Origin of the sequence: Streptomyces cinereoruber, assembly GCF_009299385.1 — a bacterium.
Classification (GTDB): Bacteria; Actinomycetota; Actinomycetes; order Streptomycetales; family Streptomycetaceae; genus Streptomyces; species Streptomyces bikiniensis.
Genome location: NZ_CP023693.1, coordinates 5,047,829 through 5,071,249 on the forward strand (window position 1 = coordinate 5,047,829; position 23,421 = coordinate 5,071,249).

Consider the following 23,421-nt stretch of genomic DNA (forward strand, 5'->3'; position numbering starts at 1 on the left):
CACCCCCGGGCGCCGGATAGGCTCATATGTATGAGCGAGACCCCGGACAGCGCCGTCCACGCAGTGCGCGCGTACATCGAGCGGCACCGTGCCGCCTTCCTCGACGACCTCGCCGCGTGGCTGCGCATCCCGTCCGTCTCGGCGCAGCCGGAGCGGGCCGCCGACGTGCGGCGCAGCGCCGACTGGCTCGCCGCCAAGCTCACGGAGACCGGCTTCACGACCGTCGAGGTCTGGGAGACCCCCGGCGCCCCCGCCGTCTTCGCGGAGTGGCCCTCGGACGATCCGGACGCCCCGGTCGTCCTCGTCTACGGCCACCACGACGTGCAGCCCGCCGCCCGCGAGGACGGCTGGCACACGGATCCGTTCGAGCCGACCGTGGTCGACGGCCGGATGTACGCGCGCGGGGCGGCCGACGACAAGGGCCAGGTCCTCTTCCACACCCTCGGCGTCCGCGCCCACCTCGCCGTCACCGGCCGCACCGCCCCCGCCGTCCACCTCAAGCTCCTGATCGAGGGCGAGGAGGAGTCCGGCTCCCCGCACTTCCGCGAGCTGGTCGAGGCCCGCGCCGGACGGCTCGCCGCCGACGCCGTGATCGTCTCCGACACCGGCATGTGGTCCGAGACCACCCCGACCGTCTGCACCGGCATGCGCGGGGTCGCGGACTGCGAGATCGAGCTGTACGGCCCCGACCAGGACATCCACTCCGGCTCCTTCGGCGGCGCCGTGCCGAACCCGGCCACCGTCGCCGGCCGGATCGTCGCCGCCCTCCACGACGCCGACGAGCGCGTCGCGATCCCCGGCTTCTACGACGGCGTGACCGAGCTCACCGACACCGAGCGGGCCCTCGTCGCCGAGCTGCCCTTCGACGAGGCGGCCTGGCTGCGCACGGCCAAGTCCCACGGCACCCTGGGCGAGGCGGGCTTCTCCACCCTGGAGCGGGTCTGGGCCCGCCCCACCGCCGAGGTCAACGGCATCGGCGGCGGCTACCAGGGCCCCGGCGGCAAGACGATCGTCCCCGCCTCCGCCCACCTCAAGCTCTCCTTCCGGCTGGTCGCCGGCCAGGACCCCGCCAAGATCGAACTGGCGGTACGGGACTGGCTCGCCGGCCTCGTCCCGGCCGGAATCCGGTACGAGATCGTCTTCGGCGCCCCGACCCGCCCCTGCCTCACCCCCCTCGGCCACCCCGCCCTGAAGGCGGTGGCCGGGGCCATGAGCCGGGCCTTCGACGGCGCCGAGGTCCGCTACACCCGCGAGGGCGGCTCGGGTCCGGCCGCCGACCTCCAGGACGTCCTGGAGGCACCCGTCCTGTTCCTCGGCATCTCCGTCCCGTCCGACGGCTGGCACGCCCCGAACGAGAAGATCGAGCTCGATCTGCTCATGAAGGGCGTCGAGACGACCGCTCATCTCTGGGGCGACCTGCCCGTCGCCCTCCAGGCCGCCGAGCGCTGAACCCACACACCGAACCGGGGGAGTTGGAAGCAACCTGTGAGCACCTTGAAGAACGTGCCGGCCCTGAACGACCCGTCGGCCCCGGAGAACGCCCCGGACACCCCGGCTCCGGAGAGCACCCCGGCCCCGGAGGGCACCCCGGCGACCCTTCCGACGGACGCCCCGACCCCGGCGGACGTACAGGCCCCCACGGACGTACCGGCCCCCGCGGACGTACCGGCCCCCGCGGACCGCCCGATCCCGCTCACCGCCCCGAGCGGCATCGACCGCGCCGCCCACCACCGCCTCGACGAGGCGTGGCTCGCGGCGGCCTGGAGCCACCCCACCACCCGGGTCTTCGTGGTCTCCGGCGGCCAGGTGCTGATCGACGACCGGCCCGACGGCACCACCGAACTCGTCATGACCCCGGCCTTCGAGGCCCCGGTCACCGAGACCCACCGCTACTTCCTGGGCACGGACGCCGACGGGATCTCCTACTTCGCGCTCCAGAAGGACTCCCTCCCGGGCCGCATGGACCAGTCCGCCCGCCCCGCCGGGCTGCGCGAGGCCGGGATGCTGCTCTCCGACCGGGACACCGCCCTGATGGTGCACGCCGTGGCCCTGGAGAACTGGCAGCGCCTCCACCGCTTCTGCTCGCGCTGCGGCGAGCGCACGGTCATCGCCGCGGCCGGGCACATCCGCCGCTGCCAGGCCTGCGGCGCCGAGCACTACCCGCGCACCGACCCCGCCGTGATCATGCTCGTCACGGACGAGCACGACCGGGCCCTGCTCGGCCGCCAGGTGCACTGGCCGGAGGGCCGCTTCTCGACCCTGGCCGGCTTCGTCGAGCCGGGCGAGTCCATCGAGCAGGCGGTGGTCCGCGAGGTCTTCGAGGAGGCGGGCGTCACGGTCGGCGAGGTCGAGTACGTCGCCAGCCAGCCCTGGCCCTTCCCGTCCAGCCTGATGCTGGGCTTCTTCGCCCGCGCCACCTCCTCGGAGATCACCGTGGACGGCGAGGAGATCCACGAGGCCCGCTGGTTCTCCCGCGAGGAGCTGGCCGCCGCCTTCGAGAGCGGCGAGGTCGTCCCCCCGTACGGCATCTCGATCGCCTCCCGCCTGGTCGAGCGCTGGTACGGCAGACCGCTCCCGAAGCCGGGCGACGTCCTCTGACCCGAGCCGCCTCGCGCACACGACGGAGCCCCTGCCGGACAGCTGTCCGGCAGGGGCTCTTTTCGGCCACCGCGAAGGGGGCGGAGACTCAGGCGCCGATCTTCTGCTTGACCTGCGCGAGGCTCGGGTTCGTCAGGGTGGAGCCGTCCGGGAAGAGCACGGTCGGCACGGTCTGGTTGCCGCCGTTGGCCTTCTCGACGAACGCCGCCGAGTCCGGGTCCTGCTCGATGTTGATCTCCGTGTACGCGATGCCCTCGCGGTCCATCTGGCTCTTCAGCCGACGGCAGTAGCCGCACCACGTGGTGCTGTACATCGTCACAGTGCCCTGCATGGCCAGGCGCTCCTCTGGTTCTTCGTTCGCGTTCGCTGACGGGGTCCGAGAAGGAGAACGTACGCCCTCTCCGTCCCATTCCCGGACCCGGCTCCGGACCGGTCCCGCACGGGAATCCGCACCGGTCCCGCATCGGCCGGCGGCCCGGCCCCGCCGCCCCGGGATTCGTATGACCGGCGCCTTCCGCCTGTGGACAACCCGCCGCACCGACCCCACGGGACCTGGCAGCATGGCGGGGTGACAGCAGCGACGCACTCCACTCTCTTCCCCCGGGTGCCGGAGACGGCCGACGCGGTGCTCGACGGGCTCGACCCCGAGCAGCGCGAGGTCGCGCTCGCCCTGGGCGGCCCGGTGTGCGTGCTGGCGGGAGCCGGCACGGGCAAGACGCGGGCCATCACGCACAGGATCGCGTACGGGGTGCGGGCGGGAGTCCTCCAGCCCGCCACCGTCCTCGCCGTCACCTTCACCAACCGCGCCGCGGGCGAGATGCGCGGCCGGCTCCGGCAGCTCGGCGCGGGCGGCGTCCAGGCCCGCACCTTCCACTCCGCCGCCCTCCGCCAGCTCCAGTTCTTCTGGCCGAAAGCAGTCGGTGGCGACCTGCCCCGGCTCCTGGAGCGGAAGGTCCAGCTCGTCGCCGAGGCCGCCGCCCGCTGCCGGATCCGGCTCGACCGGAACGAGCTGCGGGACGTCACCGGCGAGATCGAGTGGGCCAAGGTCACCCAGACCGTCCCCGCCGACTATCCGGCCGTCGTCGCCAAGGCCCTCAGGGACGCCCCCCGCGACCCGGCCGAGATCGGCCAGATCTACGCCACGTACGAGCAGCTGAAGCGCGACCGCTCGGTGATCGACTTCGAGGACGTGCTGCTGCTCACCGTCGCGATCCTCCAGGACCGGCACGACATCGCCGACCAGGTCCGCCGCCAGTACCAGCACTTCGTGGTGGACGAGTACCAGGACGTCTCCCCGCTCCAGCAGCGCCTGCTCGACCTGTGGCTCGGCGACCGCGACAGCCTCTGCGTGGTCGGCGACGCCAGCCAGACGATCTACTCCTTCACCGGCGCCACCCCCGACCACCTGCTGAACTTCCGCACCCGGCACCCCGGCGCCACCGTGGTCAGGCTGGTCCGCGACTACCGCTCCACCCCCCAGGTCGTCCACCTGGCCAACGGACTGCTCTCCCAGGCCCGCGGCCGGGCCGCCGAGCACCGCCTGGAGCTGGTCTCCCAGCGCGACCCGGGCCCCGAGCCGGCCTACGCCGAGTACGCCGACGAGCCCGCCGAGGCCGAGGGCACCGCCCGCCGCGTCCGCGACCTGATCGCCGCCGGCGTCCCGGCCGGCGAGATCGCCGTCCTCTACCGGATCAACGCCCAGTCCGAGGTCTACGAGCAGGCCCTCGCCGACGCCGGGGTGCCCTACCAGCTCCGCGGCGCCGAGCGCTTCTTCGAGCGCCAGGAGGTCCGGGAGGCCGGCATCGCCCTGCGCGGCGCGGCCCGCGCCGGAGGCAACGACTCCCTCCTCGACGGGACCGAGGACCTGCCCGCGCAGGTCAGGGCGGTCCTGTCCACCAAGGGCTGGACCACAGAGCCGCCCGCGGGCTCCGGCGCCGTCCGCGACCGCTGGGAGTCCCTCGCCGCCCTCGTCCGGCTCGCCGAGGACTTCGCCCGCGCCAGGCCGGGGGCCACCCTCTCCGACCTGGTCGCCGAGCTCGACGAGCGGGCCGCCGCCCAGCACGCCCCGACCGTCCAGGGCGTCACCCTCGCCTCGCTGCACGCGGCCAAGGGCCTCGAATGGGACGCCGTCTTCCTGGTCGGCCTCACCGAGGGCATGATGCCGATCACCTACGCCAAGACCGACGAGCAGGTCGAGGAGGAGCGGCGCCTGCTGTACGTGGGCGTCACCCGCGCCCGGGTGCACCTCGCGCTCTCCTGGTCCCTGTCCCGCTCCCCGGGCGGGCGGCCCTCCCGACGCCCCACCCGCTTCCTCAAGGGCCTGCGCCCCGGCTCCGGCGCCCTCGGCACCACCGTCCACGGCGGCGGGCAGGGCTCCGTCGAGCGGGGGAGCGCCCCCGCCCGGCGCAGGCAGCGCGGCACCGTCCGCTGCCGGGTCTGCGGCGCGACCCTCACCGAGGCGGGCGCGATGAAGCTGATGCGCTGCGAGGACTGCCCCTCGGACATGGACGAGGGGCTGTACGAGCGGCTGCGCGACTGGCGGGCCGAGCGGGCGGGCGAACTCGGCCAGCCCGCCTACTGCGTCTTCACCGACAAGACCCTCATGGCGATCGCCGAGCGGGTCCCCGCCACCGGCGGGGAGCTCGCCTCGATCGCCGGCGTCGGCACCCGCAAGCTGAACCGCTTCGGAGCCGACGTCCTGGCCATCTGCGCAGGTGAGGAGGGAGGGGCGGGGGCAGGCGAGGACTGAGGAAAACTCGTCGGAAAAATAGTTTGCGCCCGCCCCGTCAAGCCCCATAGGTTCTTAACCACGGAAACGGCGGCTTCTTCGAAGCCCTGTCTTCGTGCTGTACTTGTCCAAATAAACATGAGGGTCCGGCTCGCACCCGAGCCCTCCGAGACGCCGAGAGGAGGCGATTCCAGTGATCAGCTACACCATTCAGACCAGCACCGCCAGCTTCGTCAGCACCGCCAAAATGACCGATCGCTCGGTCGTCTCCGCCTGCACGCTCGGCCTCTCCGCCTCGGCGTTCATCGGCACCGGTCTGCCTACCACCGGTCTCTCCGGCCTCGGCATGCCCGCCGCCGTAGAGCTTCGGGCCTCCGTGGCCCTGCGCAATGAGCGACCGACCAAGGCACTGGAAGCAGGAGCAGCCGGCAAGGCCAAGGCCTATGCCTTTGCGGCGACCGGTGCCGGCACCCAGCAGCAGATGACGCACCACACGATGTGGGCCTTCCGTGGGCTCGAACCCTGGAGTGATCCAGCCTGATCCAGGATCAGGCAGGCGCCTTCAGGGCCGCGGAACCCCACCCGGGATCCGCGGCCCTTCTGTTTGTCCCCGAACGGGGACGGACGGGAGAAGGGGCCTCGGGACAGCAACACCCGGTACCAGCCGAAACCCCGGCCAACAGGCCGGAACGACCAGACGAGGAAAGAACACCGTGCAACTCGAAGCGCACGCCCCGTCCGTACCGCTCTCCGATTCGATCCCCCAGCCCGGCCTCACGGAGGACCCCGCTTTGACCCCCCTCACCGCGCTCACCGCGCTCGACGACGCCATCGAGAACCTCGGCGTCCCCGTCCCCTGCCGCTCCTACGACCCCGAAGTCTTCTTCGCGGAGTCCCCGGCCGACGTGGAGTACGCGAAGTCCCTCTGCCGCACCTGCCCGCTCATGGCCGCCTGTCTCGCCGGCGCCAAGGAGCGGCGCGAGCCGTGGGGCGTCTGGGGCGGCGAGCTCTTCGTCCAGGGCGTGGTCGTCGCCCGCAAGCGGCCCCGTGGCCGTCCGCGCAAGAACCCGGTCGCGGCATGAACGCCACCGGAACCATCGACCGCCCCCACACGCACGATCCCCAGAAGCAGGCCCCGATGACCTCTTCCGCCAGCGAGCCCGCAGGCTCCGCGACCCCGTCTTTCTCCCCCGCCGCCGCACCCGTGGCGCGTCAGAACAGGACCCGTGAAATGCAACTCATCCCCGAAGCCCTGGCTCGTGCCCATATGCACGACCGACAGCGTGAGGCCGAGGCGGAACGCCAGGCCGCGCGCCTGGTCGCCGCCCGGCGCATGCAGCGCCGCGCCGAGCGCGTCTCGCTGCGCGCCCGCCGCGCGCTGGCCATGGCCGTCATGCACTGAGAACCCGCGCCCTCCGGGGCGCCGCCACGGGGGCCGGTCCTTCAGGACCGGCCCCCGCGGTGCGTTGTACGGGACCGCGGACGCCCCGCCGGGCTATCGTCGCAAGGGTGAACGCCCCCGACACCCCCGAGGAGCCCCTCACCTGCGCCCGCTGCGGCAGAACCACCGAAACCCTGCCGCTGACCTGGACCTTCTCGGTGGAGGACGACCGCCGGGTCTACTTCTGCGAGGACTGCTCCCGCACCAACCTCCGCGCCATCGAGGGCAGACTCGACTCCTCCTGGTGGTGACGTCTTCTAGGGCCTGATCCGCCGGACAGGCCCTAGCAGGCTTCCCCCTCGGCCTCCGGCTCCGCGAAGCCCGGGAGCCACGCGGTCAGTTCGTCGTGCAGGCGGACCGTCGCGTTCAACTGGCACAGCACCCCGATGGTGCTCAGCGTCACCCGGTGTATCAGGAGGTACGAGGGCGGCAGGTTCAGCTGCTTGCCCAGTTGGTACGCGGGGGAGCGGGGGTCGGCGACGCGGGCCGCCTGGGCGCGCATCCAGGAGCGGGTGAAGACGAAGGACTCCGCTTCGGCCGGTTCGATGATCGGCAGCAGGTACTCCAGGACCGCGTCCGGATCGAGCGAGACGGTCTCCTTGACGAAGCCCTCCGCGCGCAGCAGGTCGTGGACCGTCTCGGCCTCGCCGGCCAGCGCCATCCGCAGACAGGTGCCGATCGTCTCGGGCAGCCCGCCCGGCAGCCGGTCCACGGTGCCGAAGTCGAGGACGCCGAGCCGCCAGCTCCCCGGGTCTCCGTCCCCGTCGGCCTCCTCGTCCGCCCCCGGCAGCAGCCGGAAGTTGCCCGGGTGCGGGTCGGCGTGCAGCAGACCGGTGCGCGCCGGGCCGGAGAAGAGGAAGCGGGCCAGGAGCTGACCCGCCCGGTCCCGCTGCTCCCGCGTGCCGTCCGCGATCACCTCCGCGAGCGGGAGGCCCTCCATCCACTCGGTCACCAGGACCTGTTCCGACTGGTGCACCACCGCCGGGACCACCACGTCCGGGTCGTCGGCGAACTCCTCCGCGTGCTTCCGCTGGGCCGCCGCCTCCAGGCCGTAGTCCAGCTCCTCGGAGACCCGGTCCCGCATCTCGGCGATCAGCGGCTTGATGTCCATGCCCGGGACCAGCGGACCGAGGAGCCGGGCGAAGCGGCTCAGCTGCGTCAGGTCCGAGAGCAGCGCCTCCCCGGCACCCGGGTACTGCACCTTGACCGCGACCTCGCGCCCGTCGTGCCACACGGCCCGGTGCACCTGCCCGATCGAGGCCGCGGCCGCCGGCTTGTCCTCGAACTCCAGGAACAGCTCCCGCCAGTCGGCGCCGAGACGCTCCTCCAGGACCGCGTGCACCGTCCGCGTCGGCATCGGCGGCGCCGCGTCCTGGAGCTTCGTCAGCGCCGCCCGGTACGGCCCGGCGACCTCCTCCGGCAGGGCCGACTCGAAGACGGAGAGAGCCTGCCCGAACTTCATCGCCCCTCCCTTCAACTCTCCCAGCACCTTGAAGAGTTGGTCGGCCGTGCGCTGCTGGAGCTCGCGGGCGACGATCTCCGCCGACCGGCCGCCGATCCGCTTGCCCAGGCCCCATGTGGCCCGGCCCGCGAAGCCCAGGGGCAACGCGGCCAACTTGGCGGTCCGGGTGACCGCCTTCCGGGGAAGATCAGACATGCGCCCCTCCAAAACCCAGACTGCCGTGCCGCGCAGGACCGTTACCCCGCCATTGTGTCGTGCGCGTCCTCCGCTGCCGAGGCGAGCTCCCCCTCCCTTCCGCGCGCCGCCCCGCAGGGGCAGGCCGGATGGGGTCTCAACCGCTCCGCCCGCCACTCCAGGAACGGCAGCGACGCCTCCCAGCGGGTGCCCGTGCTCGCCGGCAGGTCCCCGTCCAGGAAGGCGAGGGCGTGCGCGGCGGCCAGTCCCGCCACCGCCGTGGCCAGCGCCAGGTCGCAGGCCGGCAGCGGATGCGGGGCGCCGGAGCGCCACTGGGCGAGCAGCCGGGGCCGGACCGGTTCCCGGTCCGTCCGCTCCTCCTGGAGGCAGCGGGCGCAGGCCGTGCCGCCCGGCAGCACGAGCGGGCCGACCGTCCCCGTCGCCTCGACGACCCCGGCGTACAGGTGGGGGACGCCGGCGGAGACCCACCGCTGGGCCGGGAGCGGATCGGGGACGTACGCGCCGAGACCGTCCCGAGGCGCCACCACCACGAGTGAAAGCCCGCCCCCACCGTTCCCGTCCCCCCACCTGTCGCTCCCGTCACCCCGCCCGTGTCTCCCCGCCTCGGCCCGTCCGCCCGGCCCCGCGCCCGCGCCGCCCTTTCGGTCACCCGGCCCGGTGCCGCCCCCGCCCCGCCCGCCCCCGCGCGGCGCGCCCCGCGACCAGCGGCCGGCCAGGCGGCGGGCGGCCGTCGCCCGGCGCTCGCCGACGGCCTCGGCCGGCAGACCGCCCGGCGCCGTCTCCCAGGGCTCGACCCGGCCCGAGTCCACCACCTCGACCCGGCCCACGCCCGCCGCGGCGAGCAGGGCCGCCACCGTCGCCCCCACCCGCCCCGCGCCCCGGACCTGGACGCGCAGGGCCCGCCGGGCCGCCAGGACCCCCGCCGCCCGCTCCGGTTCGGGATGGACCACGGACAGCGAGGCCAGGTCCGCCCGGAGCGGATCGAGGGCCGCGTCCGCCGCCCCGGCGGCCGGCCCCGCCCTCCCGGGCCGCCCCGCCGCGGCGTCCGTGAGGAGCCCGGCCGACTCCAGCCGGCCGAGGAGCGCGTCGAGCCGCCCGTCCGGCAGGCCGAGCGCCCGCGCCTCGGTCCGCAGCAGCTCGACCCCGCGCGTCCCGTCGAGCAGCCCGAGCACCGCCTCCGTCTCCGGGCCCACCGGATCGAGCACCACGGCATGGGCCGGCGTGACCCCGAACTGGACGCACCGCAGACTCCGCCAGGCCCGCCGCAGCGCCGGTTTCACCATCGGATGCATTTCCCCGCCCCCGCCCCCGTACATGATCTCCGCACATGATCCGCACGCGTGATCCACACACGAACCGCCCTCGCGATCCGCACGCACGAACCGCATTCATGATCGACAACGGATTTCCGTCGTCCCGCAGCGAGAATGCCCCCGCCGCCCCGACCGGTGCCGAAAGTTGTCCACAGGCCGGGGGATTAGTCATTCAAATGGGGCGTGGTACGGCCGGACCGTTCCCGGAACGGCCCCGGCAGCGGGTAACGTCGGGCCCGTGCCCGCCGACCCACGACGCAGCGTGACCAGCAAGCCGCCCCGCGACCCGGGGACGAGCGCGGTCGAGGTCCGCAGGAGCGCGCGGCGCAGCAGGACCGTCTCGGCCTACCGCGAGGGCGACCGGACCGTCGTGCTCATCCCCGCCCGCATGTCGGAGGCGGAGGAGCGGCGCTGGGTCGGCGTCATGCTGGACAAGCTCGCCGCCAAGGAGAGCCGGAGCGTCCTCGGCGACCGCGAGCTCACCGAACGCGCGCGACGCCTCTCCGACCAGTACTTCGGCGGCCGGGCCCGCCCCGGCTCGGTCCGCTGGGTGACCAACCAGAACACCCGCTGGGGCTCCTGCACCCCCTCCGAGGGCAGCATCCGCCTCTCCCACCGGCTCCAGGGCATGCCCGAGTACGTCGTCGACTACGTCCTCCTGCACGAGCTGGCCCATCTGCTCGTCCCCGGCCACGGCCCCCGGTTCTGGCGGCTCCTGGAGGCCTACCCCCGGACCGAGCGGGCCCGCGGCTACCTGGAGGGCGTGGTCGCCGCCGAGCGCCTCCCGAACCTTCCGGACCGCCCGGAGGACGCTCGCGAGGAGTGACGGCGCCGCCACGAGGCGGCACGCGGATTTCCCGATTCCGTACCGAAAACACCCTGGCCTGTCTCAATGTCGCACGCAGCGGTTAGCCTGGCGCGAGCATTCGCCATTCGGGATGGGGGACGGTCGTTACGCATGGCCAGGGAATTCCAACGCGGCCACAAGGCCAAGATCAGTGATCTGACCGCGGGGACCGATCTGTACGTGGGCGTGCAGATCGCGGCGCCCGGACTGACTTTCGACATCAGCTGCTTCGGTCTCGACGCCGACGAGCGGCTCTCGGACGACCGCTACTTCGTCTTCTTCAACCAGCCGAAGTCGCCCGAGGAGTCCATCCAGCTCCTCGGCGCCCAGGCCGGCGACACCGAGTCCTTCCGCATCACCCTCGACCGCATCCCCGCGCACATCCACAAGCTGTCCTTCACCGCCACGATCGACGGCGCCGGACAGATGTCCCAGATCGGCCCCGGCCACCTGCGGATCGTCGCGGGCGGCGAGGAGGTCGCCCGGTACGCGTTCACCGGGGCGGAGTTCTCCACCGAGCGCGCGGTGATGCTCGGCGACTTCTACCTCAAGGACGTCTGGCGGTTCGCCGCCGTCGGCCAGGGCTTCGACGGAGGCCTGGAGGCGCTCCTGCGCAACTTCGGCGGCGAGGTCGCCGAGGAGGAGCCCGCCGCCCCGCAGCAGCAGGCGGCCGCGCCCGGCTTCGCCCCGCCGCCCCAGGCGGCTGCGCCCCCGGCCTTCGGCGCCCCCGCGCCCGCCCCGGCTCCCGCACCCGCACCCGCGTTCGGCGCCCCCGCGGCCCCGCCCGCCCCGACCCCCGCGCCCGCCCCGCCGGCGCCGCCGGACCACACGGCGCCCACGATGGTCGCGCCCATGGCCCCGGCCCCCGTGCCCCCGCCCGCTCCGGCCCCCGCCCCCTACGGGCAGACCCCGCCCCCGTACGGGCAGACGCCGCCCCCGTACGGGCAGGTCCCCGGGCAGCCCCCGGGCCAGTACCCCGGTCACGGCCAGCCGCCGCACACCCCGGCCCACGGCCACCAGCAGCCGTACGGCCAGCAGCCCCCCTACGGGCAGACCCCGCCCCCGTACGGCCAGCAGCCGCCCGCCTTCGGGCAGCAGCACGCGGGCGTGCCCCAGGGTGCCCCCGCCACCGGCGCGGGCCTCGCCGCCGCGCTCGCGCCGTACAAGGAGACCGCCACCGGCTCCCGCTGGACCCCGCAGAACCAGCAGCTCATGCGGGTGGACCTCGCCATGGGCGGCACGCCCGTCCTGGCCCGTCAGGGCTCCATGGTCATGTACCAGGGCAAGGTCGACTTCGGGTACAAGGGCGCGGGCTTCGCCGGCCGGATCGTCGGCAACGCCACCGGCCAGGAGATGCAGCTGATGCGCTGCACCGGCCGCGGCCAGGTCTTCCTCGCCGAGGAGGGCGCCCAGCTGCACCCGATCGAGCTCCAGGGCGACGGCATCTGCGTCTCCGCCGAGAACGTCCTCGCGTTCGACGAGACCCTCCAGTACGAGGTCCGCCGCATCGAGGGCCACGGCATCCCCGGCGGCGCCCTGTTCACCATGCAGTTCCAGGGCAGCGGCACCGTCGTCGTGAAGACCCGCGGCATCCCCGTGGTCCTCCCGGTCACGCCCACGACCTTCGCCGACTGCAACGCGGTCGTCGCCTGGTCGTCCGCGTCCCAGGTCGTCCTTTCCAGCCAGGTGCGCCTGCGCCGCAACGCCTACCCGGGCCACAGCGGCGAAACCGTGAACCTGCAGTTCCGGGGCGCCCCCGGCAACTTCATCGTCGTCCAGCCCTACGAGGTCTGAGGGAGCCCGAAGCCATGAACCAGCAACTCGCGGGCTACGCCCCGACCCCCGTCGCGGCCCGGATGGAGAACCACGGCAGCGCCATGCTCAAGGTCGCCATGGCGAGCGGCCAGGATCTCTACGCCCGGTCGGGCTCGATGGTCGCCTACGAGGGCTTCATCACCTACGAGCCCAACCCGCCCGCCGTCCGGCAGTACGCCCAGCAGTGGGTCACGGGCGAGGGCGCGCCGATCATGAAGTGCTCCGGCGACGGACTGCTCTACCTCGCCGACTACGGCGCCGACGTCGTCGTGATCAACCTCAACAACGACTCCCTGTCGGTCAACGGCACCAACCTCCTGGCCTTCGACGCCCACCTCCAGTGGGGCGTCGAGCGGGTCAAGGGCCTCGCCAAGTTCGCCGGTCAGGGCCTGTTCAACGTGACGATCTCCGGCACCGGCTGGGTCGCCCTGACCTCGCGCGGCACCCCGATCGTCGTGGACTGCGGCCGCGGCGAGGACGAGACGTACGTCGACCCCGACGCGCTCGTCGCCTGGTCGCCCGCGCTCAAGGTCAAGGGCAAGCGCAGCTTCAAGGCCTCCTCCCTCATCGGGCGGGGCAGCGGCGAGGCGTACCAGATGGCCTTCTCGGGCCAGGGCATCGTCGTCGTACAGCCGAGCGAGGACAGCACCGACCGCCTGCGGGTCCGGGGCTGAGGGGGAGCGAGAACACACCATGCAGAGCCCGCTTTTCAACCACGCCGAGCAGCAGAGCCAGGAGCGGTACGTCGTCCAGAACCCGCAGCTCCTGCGGGTCAGCCTGACCGGGCAGGACGACGTCCTCGCCCGCAAGGGCGCCATGGTCGCCTACCAGGGCCTCATCGACTTCGACGGCGAGTACCAGACCGCGAACCAGCGCCGGGCCCGCGCCCGCACCGGCGAGGGCCTCGACCTGATGCGCTGCTCCGGGCAGGGCACGGTCTACTTCGCCAACCTCGCCCAGTACGTCCACGTCGTGGAGGTCGAGCAGGAGGGCCTCACCGTCGACAGCGCCTACGTCCTGGCGCTCGACTCGACCCTCCACACCGAGGTCATCGCCGTCGACAGCCAGTACGGCGTCTCCGGCTCCGGCAAGTACCAGCTCAACATCTCCGGCCGCGGCAAGGTCGCCCTGATGACCTCCGGGCAGCCGCTGATGATGCAGGTCACGCCCGACAAGTACGTCAGCGTCGACGCGGACGCGATCGTCGCCTGGTCCACCGGGCTGCGCGTCCAGATGCAGGCGCAGACGCACAACTCCAGCGTCCGCCGCCGGCGCGGCGACACCGGCGAGGGCTGGGAGCTCAGCTTCCTCGGACAGGGCTTCGCCCTCGTCCAGCCCAGCGAGGTCATGCCCCCGCAGCACGCGGCCATCGGCCAGGGCATCGCCGCCCAGTACGGCGCCGGACAGCACGGCGCCCACGGCCAGAACCAGAACAACGCCTGGAACTAGGCAGGGGTACGGAGAAGCAAGGGGTACGAAGAAGGGGGCGGGTGCCACGATCGGCGCCCGCCCCCTTCCTCCGTCCTCACAGCCGCGCCAGCGTGCCCTCCAGGAGGCGGACCACCGACGTGTCCGCCACGCCCGCCACGTCCTCGTACGCGAACCAGCGCAGGTCCAGCGACTCCTCGCTGATCCGCTCCACCGCGTCCGCCGGGGCCAGGGCCGCGTACTGCACGTCCAGGTGCCAGTGGCAGGGCGCCGGGATCGGGTGCCGGTCGAGCCGCACCGGGCCGCCCGGCAGCAGGGCGAGGCCCGGGATCCCGGACTCCTCCGTCGCCTCCCGCAGCGCGGCGCCCTCGACCGTGGTGTCACCGGGCTCGCAGTGGCCGCCCATCTGGAGCCACATGCCCAGCTTCTTGTGCAGGGTCAGCAGCACCCGGCCCCGCGCGGGATCGACCACCAGCGCGCTGGACGTCAGGTGACCGGCCGAGCAGGGCTTGTACATGCCGTCCGGGTGCGCGTCCAGGTGGTCCAGGTAGACCTGCCGCAGCTCCTCCTGGCCCCCGTACTCCTTCAGTACGAGGACCGCGTCGTCGTGCAGGGTCACTCCTTGCCGTCCCCGCCGCCGTTGCCGCCCTTGTCCCCGTCCTCCGGGGCGTCACCCTTCGGTGCGTCGCCCCGCGCCGCCTCGCCCAGCATCTTGTCCAGCTCGGAGAAGTCCAGGTGCTCGCGGTGAACGAAGCCGTCCGGGTCGTCCAGGTCGGTCGCCGTCGGCAGCATGTCCGGGTGCTCCCACAGGCCGTCCCGGCCGTCCACCCCGCGCGCGTCGGTGAGCGAGGCCCACAGGCGAGCCGCGTCCCGCAGCCGCCGCGGACGCAGCTCCAGACCGATCAGGGTCGCGAAGGTCTGCTCGGCGGGACCGCCCGAGGCCCGGCGCCGGCGCAGCGTCTCGCGCAGCGCGTCCGCCGAGGTCAGACGGGACTTGGCGGCCTCGTGGACCACCGCGTCCACCCAGCCCTCGACCAGCGCGAGCGCCGTCTCCAGACGGGCCAGGGCCGCCTTCTGCTCCGGGGTGTCCTCCGGCTGGAACATGCCCTGCTGGAGCGCCTCCTGAAGCTGCTCGGGATGCGTCGGGTCGAGCTGGCCCACCGCCTCCTCCAGCTTCGAGGTGTCCACCTTGATCCCGCGCGCGTACCCCTCGACCGCACCGAACAGGTGCGCCCGCAGCCACGGCACGTGCGCGAAGAGGCGCTGGTGGGCCGCCTCGCGCAGGGCCAGGTAGAGCCGCACCTCGTCCGAGGGCACGCCCAGGTCCTTGCCGAAGGCCTCGACGTTCAGCGGGAGCAGCGCGGCGCGCCCGGCCGGGCCCAGCGGCAGGCCCACGTCGGTCGAGCCGACGACCTCGCCGGCGAGCGCGCCCACGGCCTGCCCGATCTGCTGGCCGAACATGGCGCCGCCCATGGAGCGCATCATGCCGATCAGCGGGCCCGCCATGGCCTGCATCTCCTCCGGCAGGACGTCGCCCATCGCCGTGCCGACCCGCTCGGCGACCGGGTCCACGAGCTGCTGCCACGCCGGCAGCGTCGCCTCGACCCACTCGGCGCGGCTCCACGCCACGGCCACGTTCGCCCCGGAGGGCAGCGAGGTCGCCTGGTCCAGCCAGAGGTCGGCCAGGCGCAGCGCCTCCTGGACCGCGGACTTCTCGGCCGGGCCCACGCTGGCGTCCTTGGTGCCGTCGGGGGTGCCCTGGGCCACCACCTGGCGCGCGATCTGCTTGGCCATGTCCCAGTTGACGGGACCGCCCTCGTAGCTCAGCATCTGCCCGAGCTGCTGGAAGGCCGCGCCCAGGTCGTTGGGGTTCAGCGAGCCGAACATCGCCGCGAACGGATTGTCCGCGCCGCCCGGTCCGCCGATCCCGCCCATGCCCGGCAGTGCGCCGAAGCCGAACGGGTTCGCCCCGAAGGGGTTGCCGCCCTGGCCACCGGACCCCTGGCCACCTCCGGCGGGGTCCTTCTTCTTGCCCTCGTCGCCGTCCTCCGGCTCCTCCGGCGGAAGGCCGAATCCGAATGGGGTGTCACTCACAGGTTTCCTCGGCTCGTAGGGCCGCCGGCCTCCTGCCGACGGCGACTGCCCGACCAGAGCCTGCCCACGACAGGCTCCGCACACCACCAGCGTAGACATCCGGGCCGGAAACGGGCTCGGTGCTCCGCCGGGGCGTGCCCTGCGGCAGGATGGACGCCACCTGGTCCGTACGTCGTGCGGCGTACGTACTGAAGACAACCGCTGGAGACGCCCGGTGAGTTCCCCAGATCCACAGGTTCGCGGAGCGCGAAACCACTCGACCCGGTCCACCGCGCGCGGGCCCGTCGTCGCGGTCACCGGTGCCGCGTCCGGCGTCGGCGACCTGCTGACCAGGCGGCTCGCCGCCTCCGACGAGGTCAGGCGGGTCGTCGCCATCGACGAGCGCCGGGGCGAGGTCCCCGAGGCGCACTGGCACGTCCTCGACGTGCGCGACCCGGCCATCGCGGAGAAGCTGCGCGGCGCCGACGTCGTCGTGCACCTCGCCGTCGACCTCGACCTGGAGACCGACCCCGCCGCCCGGACGGCCTACAACGTGCGCGGCACGCAGACCGTCCTGACCGCCGCCGCTGCCGCCGGGGTCCACCGGGTGGTGCTCTGCACCTCCGCGATGGTCTACGGCGCCCTGCCCGAGAACGACGTCCCGCTCTCCGAGGACGCCGAGCTGAAGGCCACGGCGGAGGCCACCGGCGTCGGCGACCTGCTGGAGATCGAGCGCCTGGGCCGCCGGGCGCCCCGCGCGCACCCCGGCCTCAACGTCACCGTGGTCCGCCCGGCCGTCCTGGTCGGCGGTACGGACACGGCGCTGACCCGCTACTTCGAGTCGCCCCGGCTGCTCGTCGTCGCCGGCTCCCGGCCCACCTGGCAGTTCTGCCACGTCGAGGACCTGGTGAGCGCCCTGGAGTACGCGGCCCTGGAGAAGGTCGAGGGGGAGTTCGCGGTCGGCTGCGACGGCTGGCTGGAGCAGGAGGAGGTCGAGGAGCTGTCCGGGATCCGGCGCATGGAGCTGCCCTCCACCGTCGCCCTGGGCACGGCGGCCCGCCTCCACCGGATCGGCCTGACCCCGTCCCCGGCGGGCGACCTCGCGTACACCATGCACCCCTGGGTGGTGAGCGTCGGGCGCCTGCACGACGCGGGCTGGCGCCCGAAGTGGACGAACGAGGAGGTCCTCGCCGCGCTCCTGGAGGAGGTCGAGGGCCGCCACACGGTCGCGGGCCGCCGCCTGGGCCGCAAGGACGCGACGGCGGCCGGCGCGGCCGGCGCGACGGTGGCGCTGCTCGGCACGGCGGCGCTGGTCCGGCAGATGCGGAAGCGGCGCGGGATCTGACCCGCATCCGGGCGGGGTCCGACCCACACCCGGAAGGCGGCCTTCCGGCGGACTGTAGGACCCTCCTACGGAGGGTCCGGAGCGCCGGTCGAAACCGCTATTCCGGGTTGTCGGCGGCGTACGGCACGATGGGGTCATGGCACTGACGTTTGACCACCCCGGCGAGCGGGCCGCGGCCGACCCCATCAAGCTCCTCGCGATCCGGGAGACCCCGCTCTCCGTCGACGAGGTCTTCCGGGCCGTCGGCGACGACGCCTCCGGCGGCACGACCCTCTTCGTCGGCACCGTGCGCAACCACGACGGCGGCGCGGACGTCGACGGGCTCGGCTACTCCTGCCACCCCTCGGCCGGGGCGGAGCTGCGCCGCGTCGCCGAGAAGGTCGTCGCGAACCACCCGGTCCGCGCCCTGGCCGCCGTCCACCGCGTGGGCGACCTGAAGGTCGGCGACATCGCCGTCGTCGTGGCCGTCTCCTGCCCCCACCGCGCGGAGGCCTTCGAGGCCTGCCGCAGGCTCATCGACGACCTCAAGCACGAAGTACCCATTTGGAAGCACCAGACCTTCTCGGACGGAACCGAGGAGTGGGTGGGTGCCTGCTAGGAAACACCGGGAAGCAAGGCGACGCGCCGACACGGCGTAGCCGAACGCCCGATTTGCGTAACCGACCCCCGCGCGCGAGCGTTGACGACACGGATGAAACAGTCTGCTGATCAACTCACTGGGGATGGGAGGTCGGGATGGCAGCGCTGGCCTGGTTGCTGATTCCGCTTTTCGCAGTCGTCGGCGCGGCGATATGGGGAAGCTGGGCTTCGAGGAACAAGACCATAGGCGACGTGGCCGAGCTCGCCGGCTACGCCCGCTTCCGGGACGCGATGGAACGCGCCCGCCCCACGCTCTCCGAATCCGCCCGCCCCGCGCGCGAAGACTCCGCCCGTCCCGTGCTCTCCGAGCCCGCCCGCCACGAGCGCGAACCGGCCGCGGCCGCCACCGCCGTCACCCCCTCCTCCTCCGGCTGACTCCGGCTGGTTCCGGCCGCCGCGGGGCCGCCCCGTACGGCCCCGCCCCGGGGGTGCGCCCACAGGCGAGTCCCGTACTGTCGTTCCATGCCACGCCGCACCGCGACGATGCTCGCCTCCACCCTGGTCCTGATCTGCCTGCTCATCGCCGGCGTTCTGATCCCGGTGCCGTACGCGGAGATGAGCCCCGGCCCGACGGTCAACACCCTCGGTGAGGCCAGGGGGGAGCCCGTCCTCCAGATCTCCGGGCGCAAGACGTACCCGACCGACGGCCACCTCAACATGACGACGGTCCGCGTCACCAGCGCGGACTACAAGATGAACGCCGTCGAGGCCGTCTACGGCTGGCTCGCCCACGACAACGTGGTGGTGCCGCACGACACGCTCTACCCGGACGGCAAGACCGAGGAGCAGTCGAGCCAGGAGAACGCCGAGGAGTTCAGCCAGTCCCAGGAGAGCGCCAAGGTCGCGGCCCTCGGCGAGCTGGGCGTCCCGGTGGTCTCCCGGGTCGTCGTCGGCTCGGTCGTCAAGGGCGCCCCGGCCGAGGGCAAGCTGCACGCCGGGGACGTCATCAAGGCCGTCGACGGCGTGCCGATCACCGAGCAGAGCGGCGTCGCCGCGCAGGTGACGAAGCGGAAGCCCGGCCAGAAGGTCGAGTTCACGATCGTCCCCGCCAAGGAGGCGGCCGCCGCCGAGAAGGCGGGCAAGGAGCCGACCGCCACGCGGAAGGTGGTCATCACGACCACCACCTCCGAGGAGGGCGACCGGGCGGTCGTCGGCATCCAGGCCGGCACCGACCACGTCTTCCCGTTCACGATCGACATCAAGCTGGCCGACGTCGGCGGCCCCAGCGCCGGGCTGATGTTCGCGCTCGGCATCATCGACAAGCTCACCCCGGACAGCCTCACGGGCGGCCGGTTCGTCGCCGGCACCGGCACCATCGACGACAAGGGGAAGGTCGGCCCGATCGGCGGCATCGAGATGAAGCTGGTCGGCGCGCGCAACGCGGGCGCCGAGTACTTCCTCACCCCGGCCGACAACTGCGCCACGGCCGTCTCCGACATCCCCGACGGGCTCACCCTCGTCAAGGTGGACACCATCGACGACGCCACGAAGTCCCTGGAGAAGCTCCGCAAGGGCGACACGGCGTCCCTGCCCAGCTGCTCGAAGAGCTGAGCCGGAAGCCGGCGGACAGAAGGGGGCGCCCGACCGGACCGGTCGGGCGCCCCCTTTCCCGTACGGTCCTCTTCTCCGTACGTACGGTCCTCAGCCCTCGAAGGTGGCCGCCAGCGCCTCCGCGAGCCCCGGCACCAGGTCCGGGCCCGTCAGGACCTCGGTCGCCGAGTCCTTCTCGCGCAGCCGGATCGCCGCCTCGCGCGCCCCGCCCCGCAGCACCGCCACGGTCATCCGGACCTCCTGGCGGTCCGGGTGCCCGGCCACCCACTTGGCGAGCTGCTTCTCGCTCAGCCCCTGCGGCACCTGGGCCTCCGCCGACGGGGGCAGCATCAGCCGCTCCACGGTCATGGCGCAGCCGGCGACGGCGTCGGGCCAGGCGACCGTGCCGAGGAACTCGTCGAGCGGCTTCCCGCGCGGCAGCTTGTCCTGCTCGATCGGGGTGTAGGAGGCGGAGTCGTCGCCCAGGCCGAGCTGGGAGGCGAGCTTGGGTTCCCGGGCGCGCAGCCGGGCGGTGTCGACCAGGGCGAACAGGCGGGCGGGCTGGTCCCAGCCGAGGCCCGACGCGTACTCGTCGATCTCGAGCACCGCGCGGGTGAGGGGGCTCGCGGCCATCGCCGGGCCGGAGGGGGAAACGTTGGACATGACCAACATCCTGCCTCCTCTTCCCCCGAAGCCGGGAACTAGGTAAAGCCTCGGTAAGTTGCATCAGTGGGCCCTACGATCGCGGGGCCTGCTTTCAGACCCACCAAGCACGCATCGACACACGTCGACACCGAGACGCATCAACATCGAGGGGCGCACGTTGGCTTTCCAGATGCCGGACCGCGGCGGAGGCCCGTCAGGGCCAAGGATGAGAGTCGGCCGGCCGTCCCGGCGGGCCCGTACCCTGCTCATGACACTCGGGGTCCTGGCCGTCCTGGCCATGGCCTTCGTGATGTTCGCCGGGTTCTGGACGGACTGGCTCTGGTACCGCTCGGTCCACTACTCGTCCGTGTTCACCACCACCCTGTGGACCAAGATCGGCCTCTTCGCGGTCTTCGGCCTCCTGATGGGCCTGGCCGTCGGCTTCAACATCTGGCTGGCGCACCGGCTGCGGCCGCCGCTCAGCGCGATGTCGCTTGAGCAGCAGAGCCTCGACCGGTACCGGATGGGCCTCGCGCCCTTCAAGAAGTGGGTGCTGCTCGCGGTCACGGCCCTGGTGGCCCTGATCGCCGGCGCCTCCGCCTCCGGCCAGTGGCGCACCTGGCTGATGTGGATCAACGGCGTGAAGTTCGGCCAGAAGGACCCGCAGTTCGGGCTCGACGTGGCGTTCTACGCCTTCGACCTGCCCTGGTACCGCTTCCTGCTCGCGTTCGGCTTCGCCGCCGCCGTCCTGTCGCTGATCGCCGCCGCGCTCACGCACTACCTGTACGGCGGACTGCGGGTCACCAGCCCGGGCGCCCGCGCCACCGCCGCCGCCACGGGCCACCTCTCGGTGCTCCTCGGCGTCTTCGTGTCGCTGAAGGCCGTGGCGTACTGGCTCGACCGGTACGGCCTGGCCGTGAAGTCCAGCGACTTCAAGGCCACCGGCAACTGGACGGGCCTGCGGTACGTCGACGCCAACGCGTACCTGCCGGCGAAGACCATCCTCTTCTGCATCGCCGCGATCTGCGCCGTGCTGTTCTTCGCGACGCTCTGGCGCCGCACCTGGCAGCTTCCGGTGATCGGCTTCGGCCTGATGGTGCTCTCCGCCGTCCTGATCGGCGGCCTGTACCCGGCCATCGTGCAGAAGTTCCAGGTCCAGCCGAACGAGCAGGCCAAGGAAGCGCCGTACATCCGGAAGAACATCGACGCGACCCGCAAGGCGTACGCGATCGACGGGACGAAGCCCGAGAACTACTCGGGCAAGTCGACGGTCAAGAACAAGGACCGGCTGCGGACGGACGCCGACACGGCGGCCAGCTACCGGATCCTCGACCCGAACATCGTCTCGCCCACGTTCCAGCAGCTGGAGCAGAAGCGGAAGTACTACCAGTTCCCGACCACCCTGGACGTGGACCGCTACCAGGGCAAGGACACCGTCATCGGTCTCCGTGAGCTCAACATCCGGGGCATCCCGAAGCGGAACTGGATCAACGACCACTTCACCTACACCCACGGCTACGGCGCGATCATGGCCACGGGCACGCAGACCGACGCCAACGGCTCCCCGGTCTTCACCGAGTCCGGACTGCCGACCACCGGCCAGCTCCCGAAGTACGAGCAGCGGATCTACTACGGCGAGAAGACCGACCAGTACTCGATCGTGGGCGGGCCCCAGCGGGAGCTCGACTACGAGGAGAACGGCGAGAAGACCACCAGCTACACGGGGAAGAGCGGCGTCAGCCTCTCCAGCGCCTTCAACCGCGCCGCGTACGCGGTGGCCTTCAGCGAGCCGCAGATCCTCTACTCGGGGGCCATCGGCGACGGCTCGCGGATCCTCTACAACCGCACGCCCAAGGAGCGCGTCGAGGCCGTCGCGCCCTGGCTGACCATCGACGGCGACGCCTACCCGGCGGTCGTCGACGGCCGGATCCAGTGGATCGTCGACGCGTACACGACGACCAACGGCTACCCGTACGCCTCGCGCACCACGCTCGGCGACACCACGGCCGACTCGCTGACCGTCGGCAACCAGCAGCGCACGGTCGTCGCCCAGCAGAACCAGGTCAACTACATCCGCAACTCGGTGAAGGCCACCGTCGACGCCTTCGACGGCACGGTGAAGCTGTACCAGTGGGACACCCAGGACCCGGTCCTGAAGACCTGGATGAAAGCGTTCCCGGACACGGTCGAGCCGAAGTCCGCGATCAAGGGCGACCTCCTGGAACACCTGCGCTACCCGCAGGACATGTTCAAGGTCCAGCGCGAGCTGCTGACCCGCTACCACGTCACCGACCCGGCCCAGTTCTACAGCGGCTCGGACGCCTGGCAGGTGCCGGACGACCCGACCAACAAGGAGGGCAACGCGGTCCCGCCGTACTACCTGAGCATGAAGATGCCCGGGGACACGGCGCAGCGCTTCTCGCTGACGACGACGTTCACGCCGAACGGGCGGCCCAACCTGGGCGGCTTCATGGCGGTCGACGCCGACGCCACCAGCAAGGAGTACGGCCGGCTGAGGCTGCTGAGGGTCACCCAGGACGTGCCGGGCCCGGCCCAGGTGCAGAGCAAGCTCAACGGTCTGCCGTCCGTGGCCCAGTTCGTCCGGGACATGAAGGGCGCCGACTCCGACATCCAGTACGGCAACCTGCTGACCGTGCCGCTCGACGGCGGGTTCCTGTACGTGGAGCCGGTCTACGCCCAGGGACGGAACGCGCTCTACCCGCTCCTGAAGAAGGTCGCCGTCTCGTACGTGGACGCGGACCAGCCCGCGGGTGACACGACCAAGGACACCACGGTGTTCGAGGACAACCTCACCACGGCGCTCAACGCGGTCTTCGGGGTGGAGGCGCCGACCCAGCCGACGCCGGAGCAGCCGACGCCGGACCAGCCGGGCACCACGCCTCCGCCGCCCGCGTCGAACGACGCCGCGCTGAAGCAGGCGATCGCCGACGCCCAGAAGGCGTACGACGCCGGCGAGGCCGCCCTGCAGAAGGGCGACTGGACCGCGTACGGCAAGGCGCAGGAGGAGCTGCAGGCGGCCCTCCAGAAGGCCGCCGAGGCCGGGGCGAAGCTCAAGTCCTCGGGAGCAGGCGGCTGACCTGAGGTTTTCCACCTCCGCGTCGTGATACTGTTACGTCACCGACGCGGGGTGGAGCAGCTCGGTAGCTCGCTGGGCTCATAACCCAGAGGTCGCAGGTTCAAATCCTGTCCCCGCTACTCTGTGGCAAACGAGGGCCCGGATCCATAAGGATCCGGGCCCTCGTCGTGTGTCGACGTGCCAGGGGGTACCGAAGAGCGGTAGGGAAGGGGCGAGTTGGCGTGAGTCGTGTTTGACTTGTCTCTCTGTGGGCATGTCGACAAAA

At 72.5% G+C, this 23,421-nt stretch carries 22 protein-coding genes and 1 tRNA gene; 17 read left to right on the forward strand and 6 right to left on the reverse strand.

Translation table 11 applies throughout. From position 1 onward, the window contains the following. The first annotated feature begins 30 nt into the window (after nucleotides 1-30). Both CP977_RS22885 and nudC read left to right on the forward strand, forming a co-directional pair. Entirely contained in the window at nucleotides 31-1,449 is a 1,419-nt protein-coding gene (locus CP977_RS22885) for a dipeptidase (RefSeq protein WP_109185332.1), read from the forward strand. A 237-nt stretch (nucleotides 1,450-1,686) separates the two neighbouring features. Next, a complete protein-coding gene (nudC, locus tag CP977_RS22890) occupies nucleotides 1,687-2,598 on the forward strand; it encodes an NAD(+) diphosphatase (RefSeq protein WP_062756876.1) in 912 nt (303 codons plus the stop codon). Between the two features lie 88 nt (nucleotides 2,599-2,686). Here the strand turns inward: nudC and CP977_RS22895 are convergent, their stop codons facing one another. Next, nucleotides 2,687-2,929: a mycoredoxin gene (locus CP977_RS22895; protein ID WP_062752343.1), complete on the reverse strand. Its 243-nt coding sequence runs from the start codon at nucleotides 2,927-2,929 to the stop codon at nucleotides 2,687-2,689. 237 nt (nucleotides 2,930-3,166) lie between these two features. Between CP977_RS22895 and CP977_RS22900 the strand changes: the two genes are divergently transcribed. From CP977_RS22900 to CP977_RS22920, 5 genes are all read left to right on the forward strand, one after another. Further along, nucleotides 3,167-5,347, forward strand: coding sequence for an ATP-dependent DNA helicase UvrD2 (locus CP977_RS22900; protein WP_062752342.1), 2,181 nt, complete (start codon nucleotides 3,167-3,169; stop codon nucleotides 5,345-5,347). Nucleotides 5,348-5,519: 172 nt separating this feature from the next. Then, nucleotides 5,520-5,867, forward strand: coding sequence for a hypothetical protein (locus CP977_RS22905; protein WP_152370736.1), 348 nt, complete (start codon nucleotides 5,520-5,522; stop codon nucleotides 5,865-5,867). 172 nt (nucleotides 5,868-6,039) lie between these two features. Next, nucleotides 6,040-6,408: a WhiB family transcriptional regulator gene (locus tag CP977_RS22910; protein WP_109185334.1), complete on the forward strand. Its 369-nt coding sequence runs from the start codon at nucleotides 6,040-6,042 to the stop codon at nucleotides 6,406-6,408. Beyond that, nucleotides 6,405-6,728 carry a hypothetical protein gene (locus CP977_RS22915; protein ID WP_062752340.1) on the forward strand — a complete coding sequence of 108 codons (324 nt, stop codon included), beginning with the start codon at nucleotides 6,405-6,407 and terminating at the stop codon, nucleotides 6,726-6,728. Before CP977_RS22910 ends, CP977_RS22915 begins: the two co-directional genes overlap by 4 nt. Nucleotides 6,729-6,835: 107 nt before the next feature. Next, nucleotides 6,836-7,018: a hypothetical protein gene (locus CP977_RS22920; protein WP_152370737.1), complete on the forward strand. Its 183-nt coding sequence runs from the start codon at nucleotides 6,836-6,838 to the stop codon at nucleotides 7,016-7,018. A 32-nt stretch (nucleotides 7,019-7,050) separates the two neighbouring features. On the opposite strand, the gene CP977_RS22925 is transcribed toward CP977_RS22920, so the two are convergent. Next, nucleotides 7,051-8,424: an ABC1 kinase family protein gene (locus CP977_RS22925; RefSeq protein ID WP_062752338.1), complete on the reverse strand. Its 1,374-nt coding sequence runs from the start codon at nucleotides 8,422-8,424 to the stop codon at nucleotides 7,051-7,053. A 41-nt stretch (nucleotides 8,425-8,465) separates the two neighbouring features. Further along, nucleotides 8,466-9,716 (reverse strand): TOMM precursor leader peptide-binding protein, encoded by a 1,251-nt coding sequence (locus CP977_RS22930; protein WP_152370738.1) that lies wholly within the window; start codon nucleotides 9,714-9,716, stop codon nucleotides 8,466-8,468. 259 nt (nucleotides 9,717-9,975) lie between these two features. Here CP977_RS22930 and CP977_RS22935 point away from each other — a divergent pair, with 259 nt between their 5' ends. From CP977_RS22935 to CP977_RS22950, 4 genes are all read left to right on the forward strand, one after another. After that, complete coding sequence (locus CP977_RS22935) at nucleotides 9,976-10,563, forward strand: M48 metallopeptidase family protein (protein ID WP_062752336.1); 588 nt, start codon at nucleotides 9,976-9,978, stop codon at nucleotides 10,561-10,563. A 132-nt stretch (nucleotides 10,564-10,695) separates the two neighbouring features. After that, complete coding sequence (locus CP977_RS22940; protein ID WP_152370739.1) at nucleotides 10,696-12,378, forward strand: TerD family protein; 1,683 nt, start codon at nucleotides 10,696-10,698, stop codon at nucleotides 12,376-12,378. 14 nt (nucleotides 12,379-12,392) lie between these two features. Continuing rightward, on the forward strand, nucleotides 12,393-13,073 hold the full coding sequence (locus tag CP977_RS22945) for an AIM24 family protein (RefSeq protein WP_062752335.1): 681 nt from the start codon (nucleotides 12,393-12,395) through the stop codon (nucleotides 13,071-13,073). 19 nt (nucleotides 13,074-13,092) lie between these two features. Next, nucleotides 13,093-13,848: an AIM24 family protein gene (locus CP977_RS22950; RefSeq protein ID WP_152370740.1), complete on the forward strand. Its 756-nt coding sequence runs from the start codon at nucleotides 13,093-13,095 to the stop codon at nucleotides 13,846-13,848. Nucleotides 13,849-13,924: 76 nt separating this feature from the next. On the opposite strand, the gene CP977_RS22955 is transcribed toward CP977_RS22950, so the two are convergent. Both CP977_RS22955 and CP977_RS22960 read right to left on the reverse strand, forming a co-directional pair. Further along, the gene (locus CP977_RS22955; protein WP_062752333.1) at nucleotides 13,925-14,446 is read right to left on the reverse strand and encodes an NUDIX hydrolase; all 522 of its coding nucleotides are present in this window, start codon (nucleotides 14,444-14,446) and stop codon (nucleotides 13,925-13,927) included. Beyond that, entirely contained in the window at nucleotides 14,443-15,921 is a 1,479-nt protein-coding gene (locus tag CP977_RS22960; protein ID WP_062752332.1) for a zinc-dependent metalloprotease, read from the reverse strand. Before CP977_RS22960 ends, CP977_RS22955 begins: the two co-directional genes overlap by 4 nt. A gap of 214 nt (nucleotides 15,922-16,135) precedes the next feature. Here CP977_RS22960 and CP977_RS22965 point away from each other — a divergent pair, with 214 nt between their 5' ends. The 4 genes from CP977_RS22965 to CP977_RS22980 all read left to right on the forward strand — a co-directional run bounded on the left by CP977_RS22965 (nucleotide 16,136) and on the right by CP977_RS22980 (nucleotide 19,435). Beyond that, a complete protein-coding gene (locus tag CP977_RS22965; protein WP_062752331.1) occupies nucleotides 16,136-17,245 on the forward strand; it encodes an SDR family oxidoreductase in 1,110 nt (369 codons plus the stop codon). 136 nt (nucleotides 17,246-17,381) lie between these two features. Beyond that, complete coding sequence (locus tag CP977_RS22970; protein WP_062752330.1) at nucleotides 17,382-17,843, forward strand: molybdenum cofactor biosynthesis protein MoaE; 462 nt, start codon at nucleotides 17,382-17,384, stop codon at nucleotides 17,841-17,843. Nucleotides 17,844-18,076: 233 nt separating this feature from the next. After that, nucleotides 18,077-18,259: a hypothetical protein gene (locus tag CP977_RS22975; RefSeq protein WP_062752329.1), complete on the forward strand. Its 183-nt coding sequence runs from the start codon at nucleotides 18,077-18,079 to the stop codon at nucleotides 18,257-18,259. Between the two features lie 87 nt (nucleotides 18,260-18,346). After that, nucleotides 18,347-19,435: a YlbL family protein gene (locus CP977_RS22980; protein ID WP_109185338.1), complete on the forward strand. Its 1,089-nt coding sequence runs from the start codon at nucleotides 18,347-18,349 to the stop codon at nucleotides 19,433-19,435. 90 nt (nucleotides 19,436-19,525) lie between these two features. Here CP977_RS22980 and CP977_RS22985 read toward each other — a convergent pair whose 3' ends face one another. Continuing rightward, a complete protein-coding gene (locus CP977_RS22985) occupies nucleotides 19,526-20,077 on the reverse strand; it encodes a PPA1309 family protein (RefSeq protein ID WP_062752327.1) in 552 nt (183 codons plus the stop codon). A gap of 172 nt (nucleotides 20,078-20,249) precedes the next feature. Here CP977_RS22985 and CP977_RS22990 point away from each other — a divergent pair, with 172 nt between their 5' ends. Together CP977_RS22990 and CP977_RS22995 are read left to right on the forward strand one after the other, a co-directional pair. Then, a complete protein-coding gene (locus CP977_RS22990; RefSeq protein ID WP_109185339.1) occupies nucleotides 20,250-23,156 on the forward strand; it encodes a UPF0182 family membrane protein in 2,907 nt (968 codons plus the stop codon). A gap of 45 nt (nucleotides 23,157-23,201) precedes the next feature. Beyond that, nucleotides 23,202-23,275, forward strand: a tRNA-Met gene (locus CP977_RS22995). The last annotated feature ends 146 nt before the right edge of the window (nucleotides 23,276-23,421 follow it).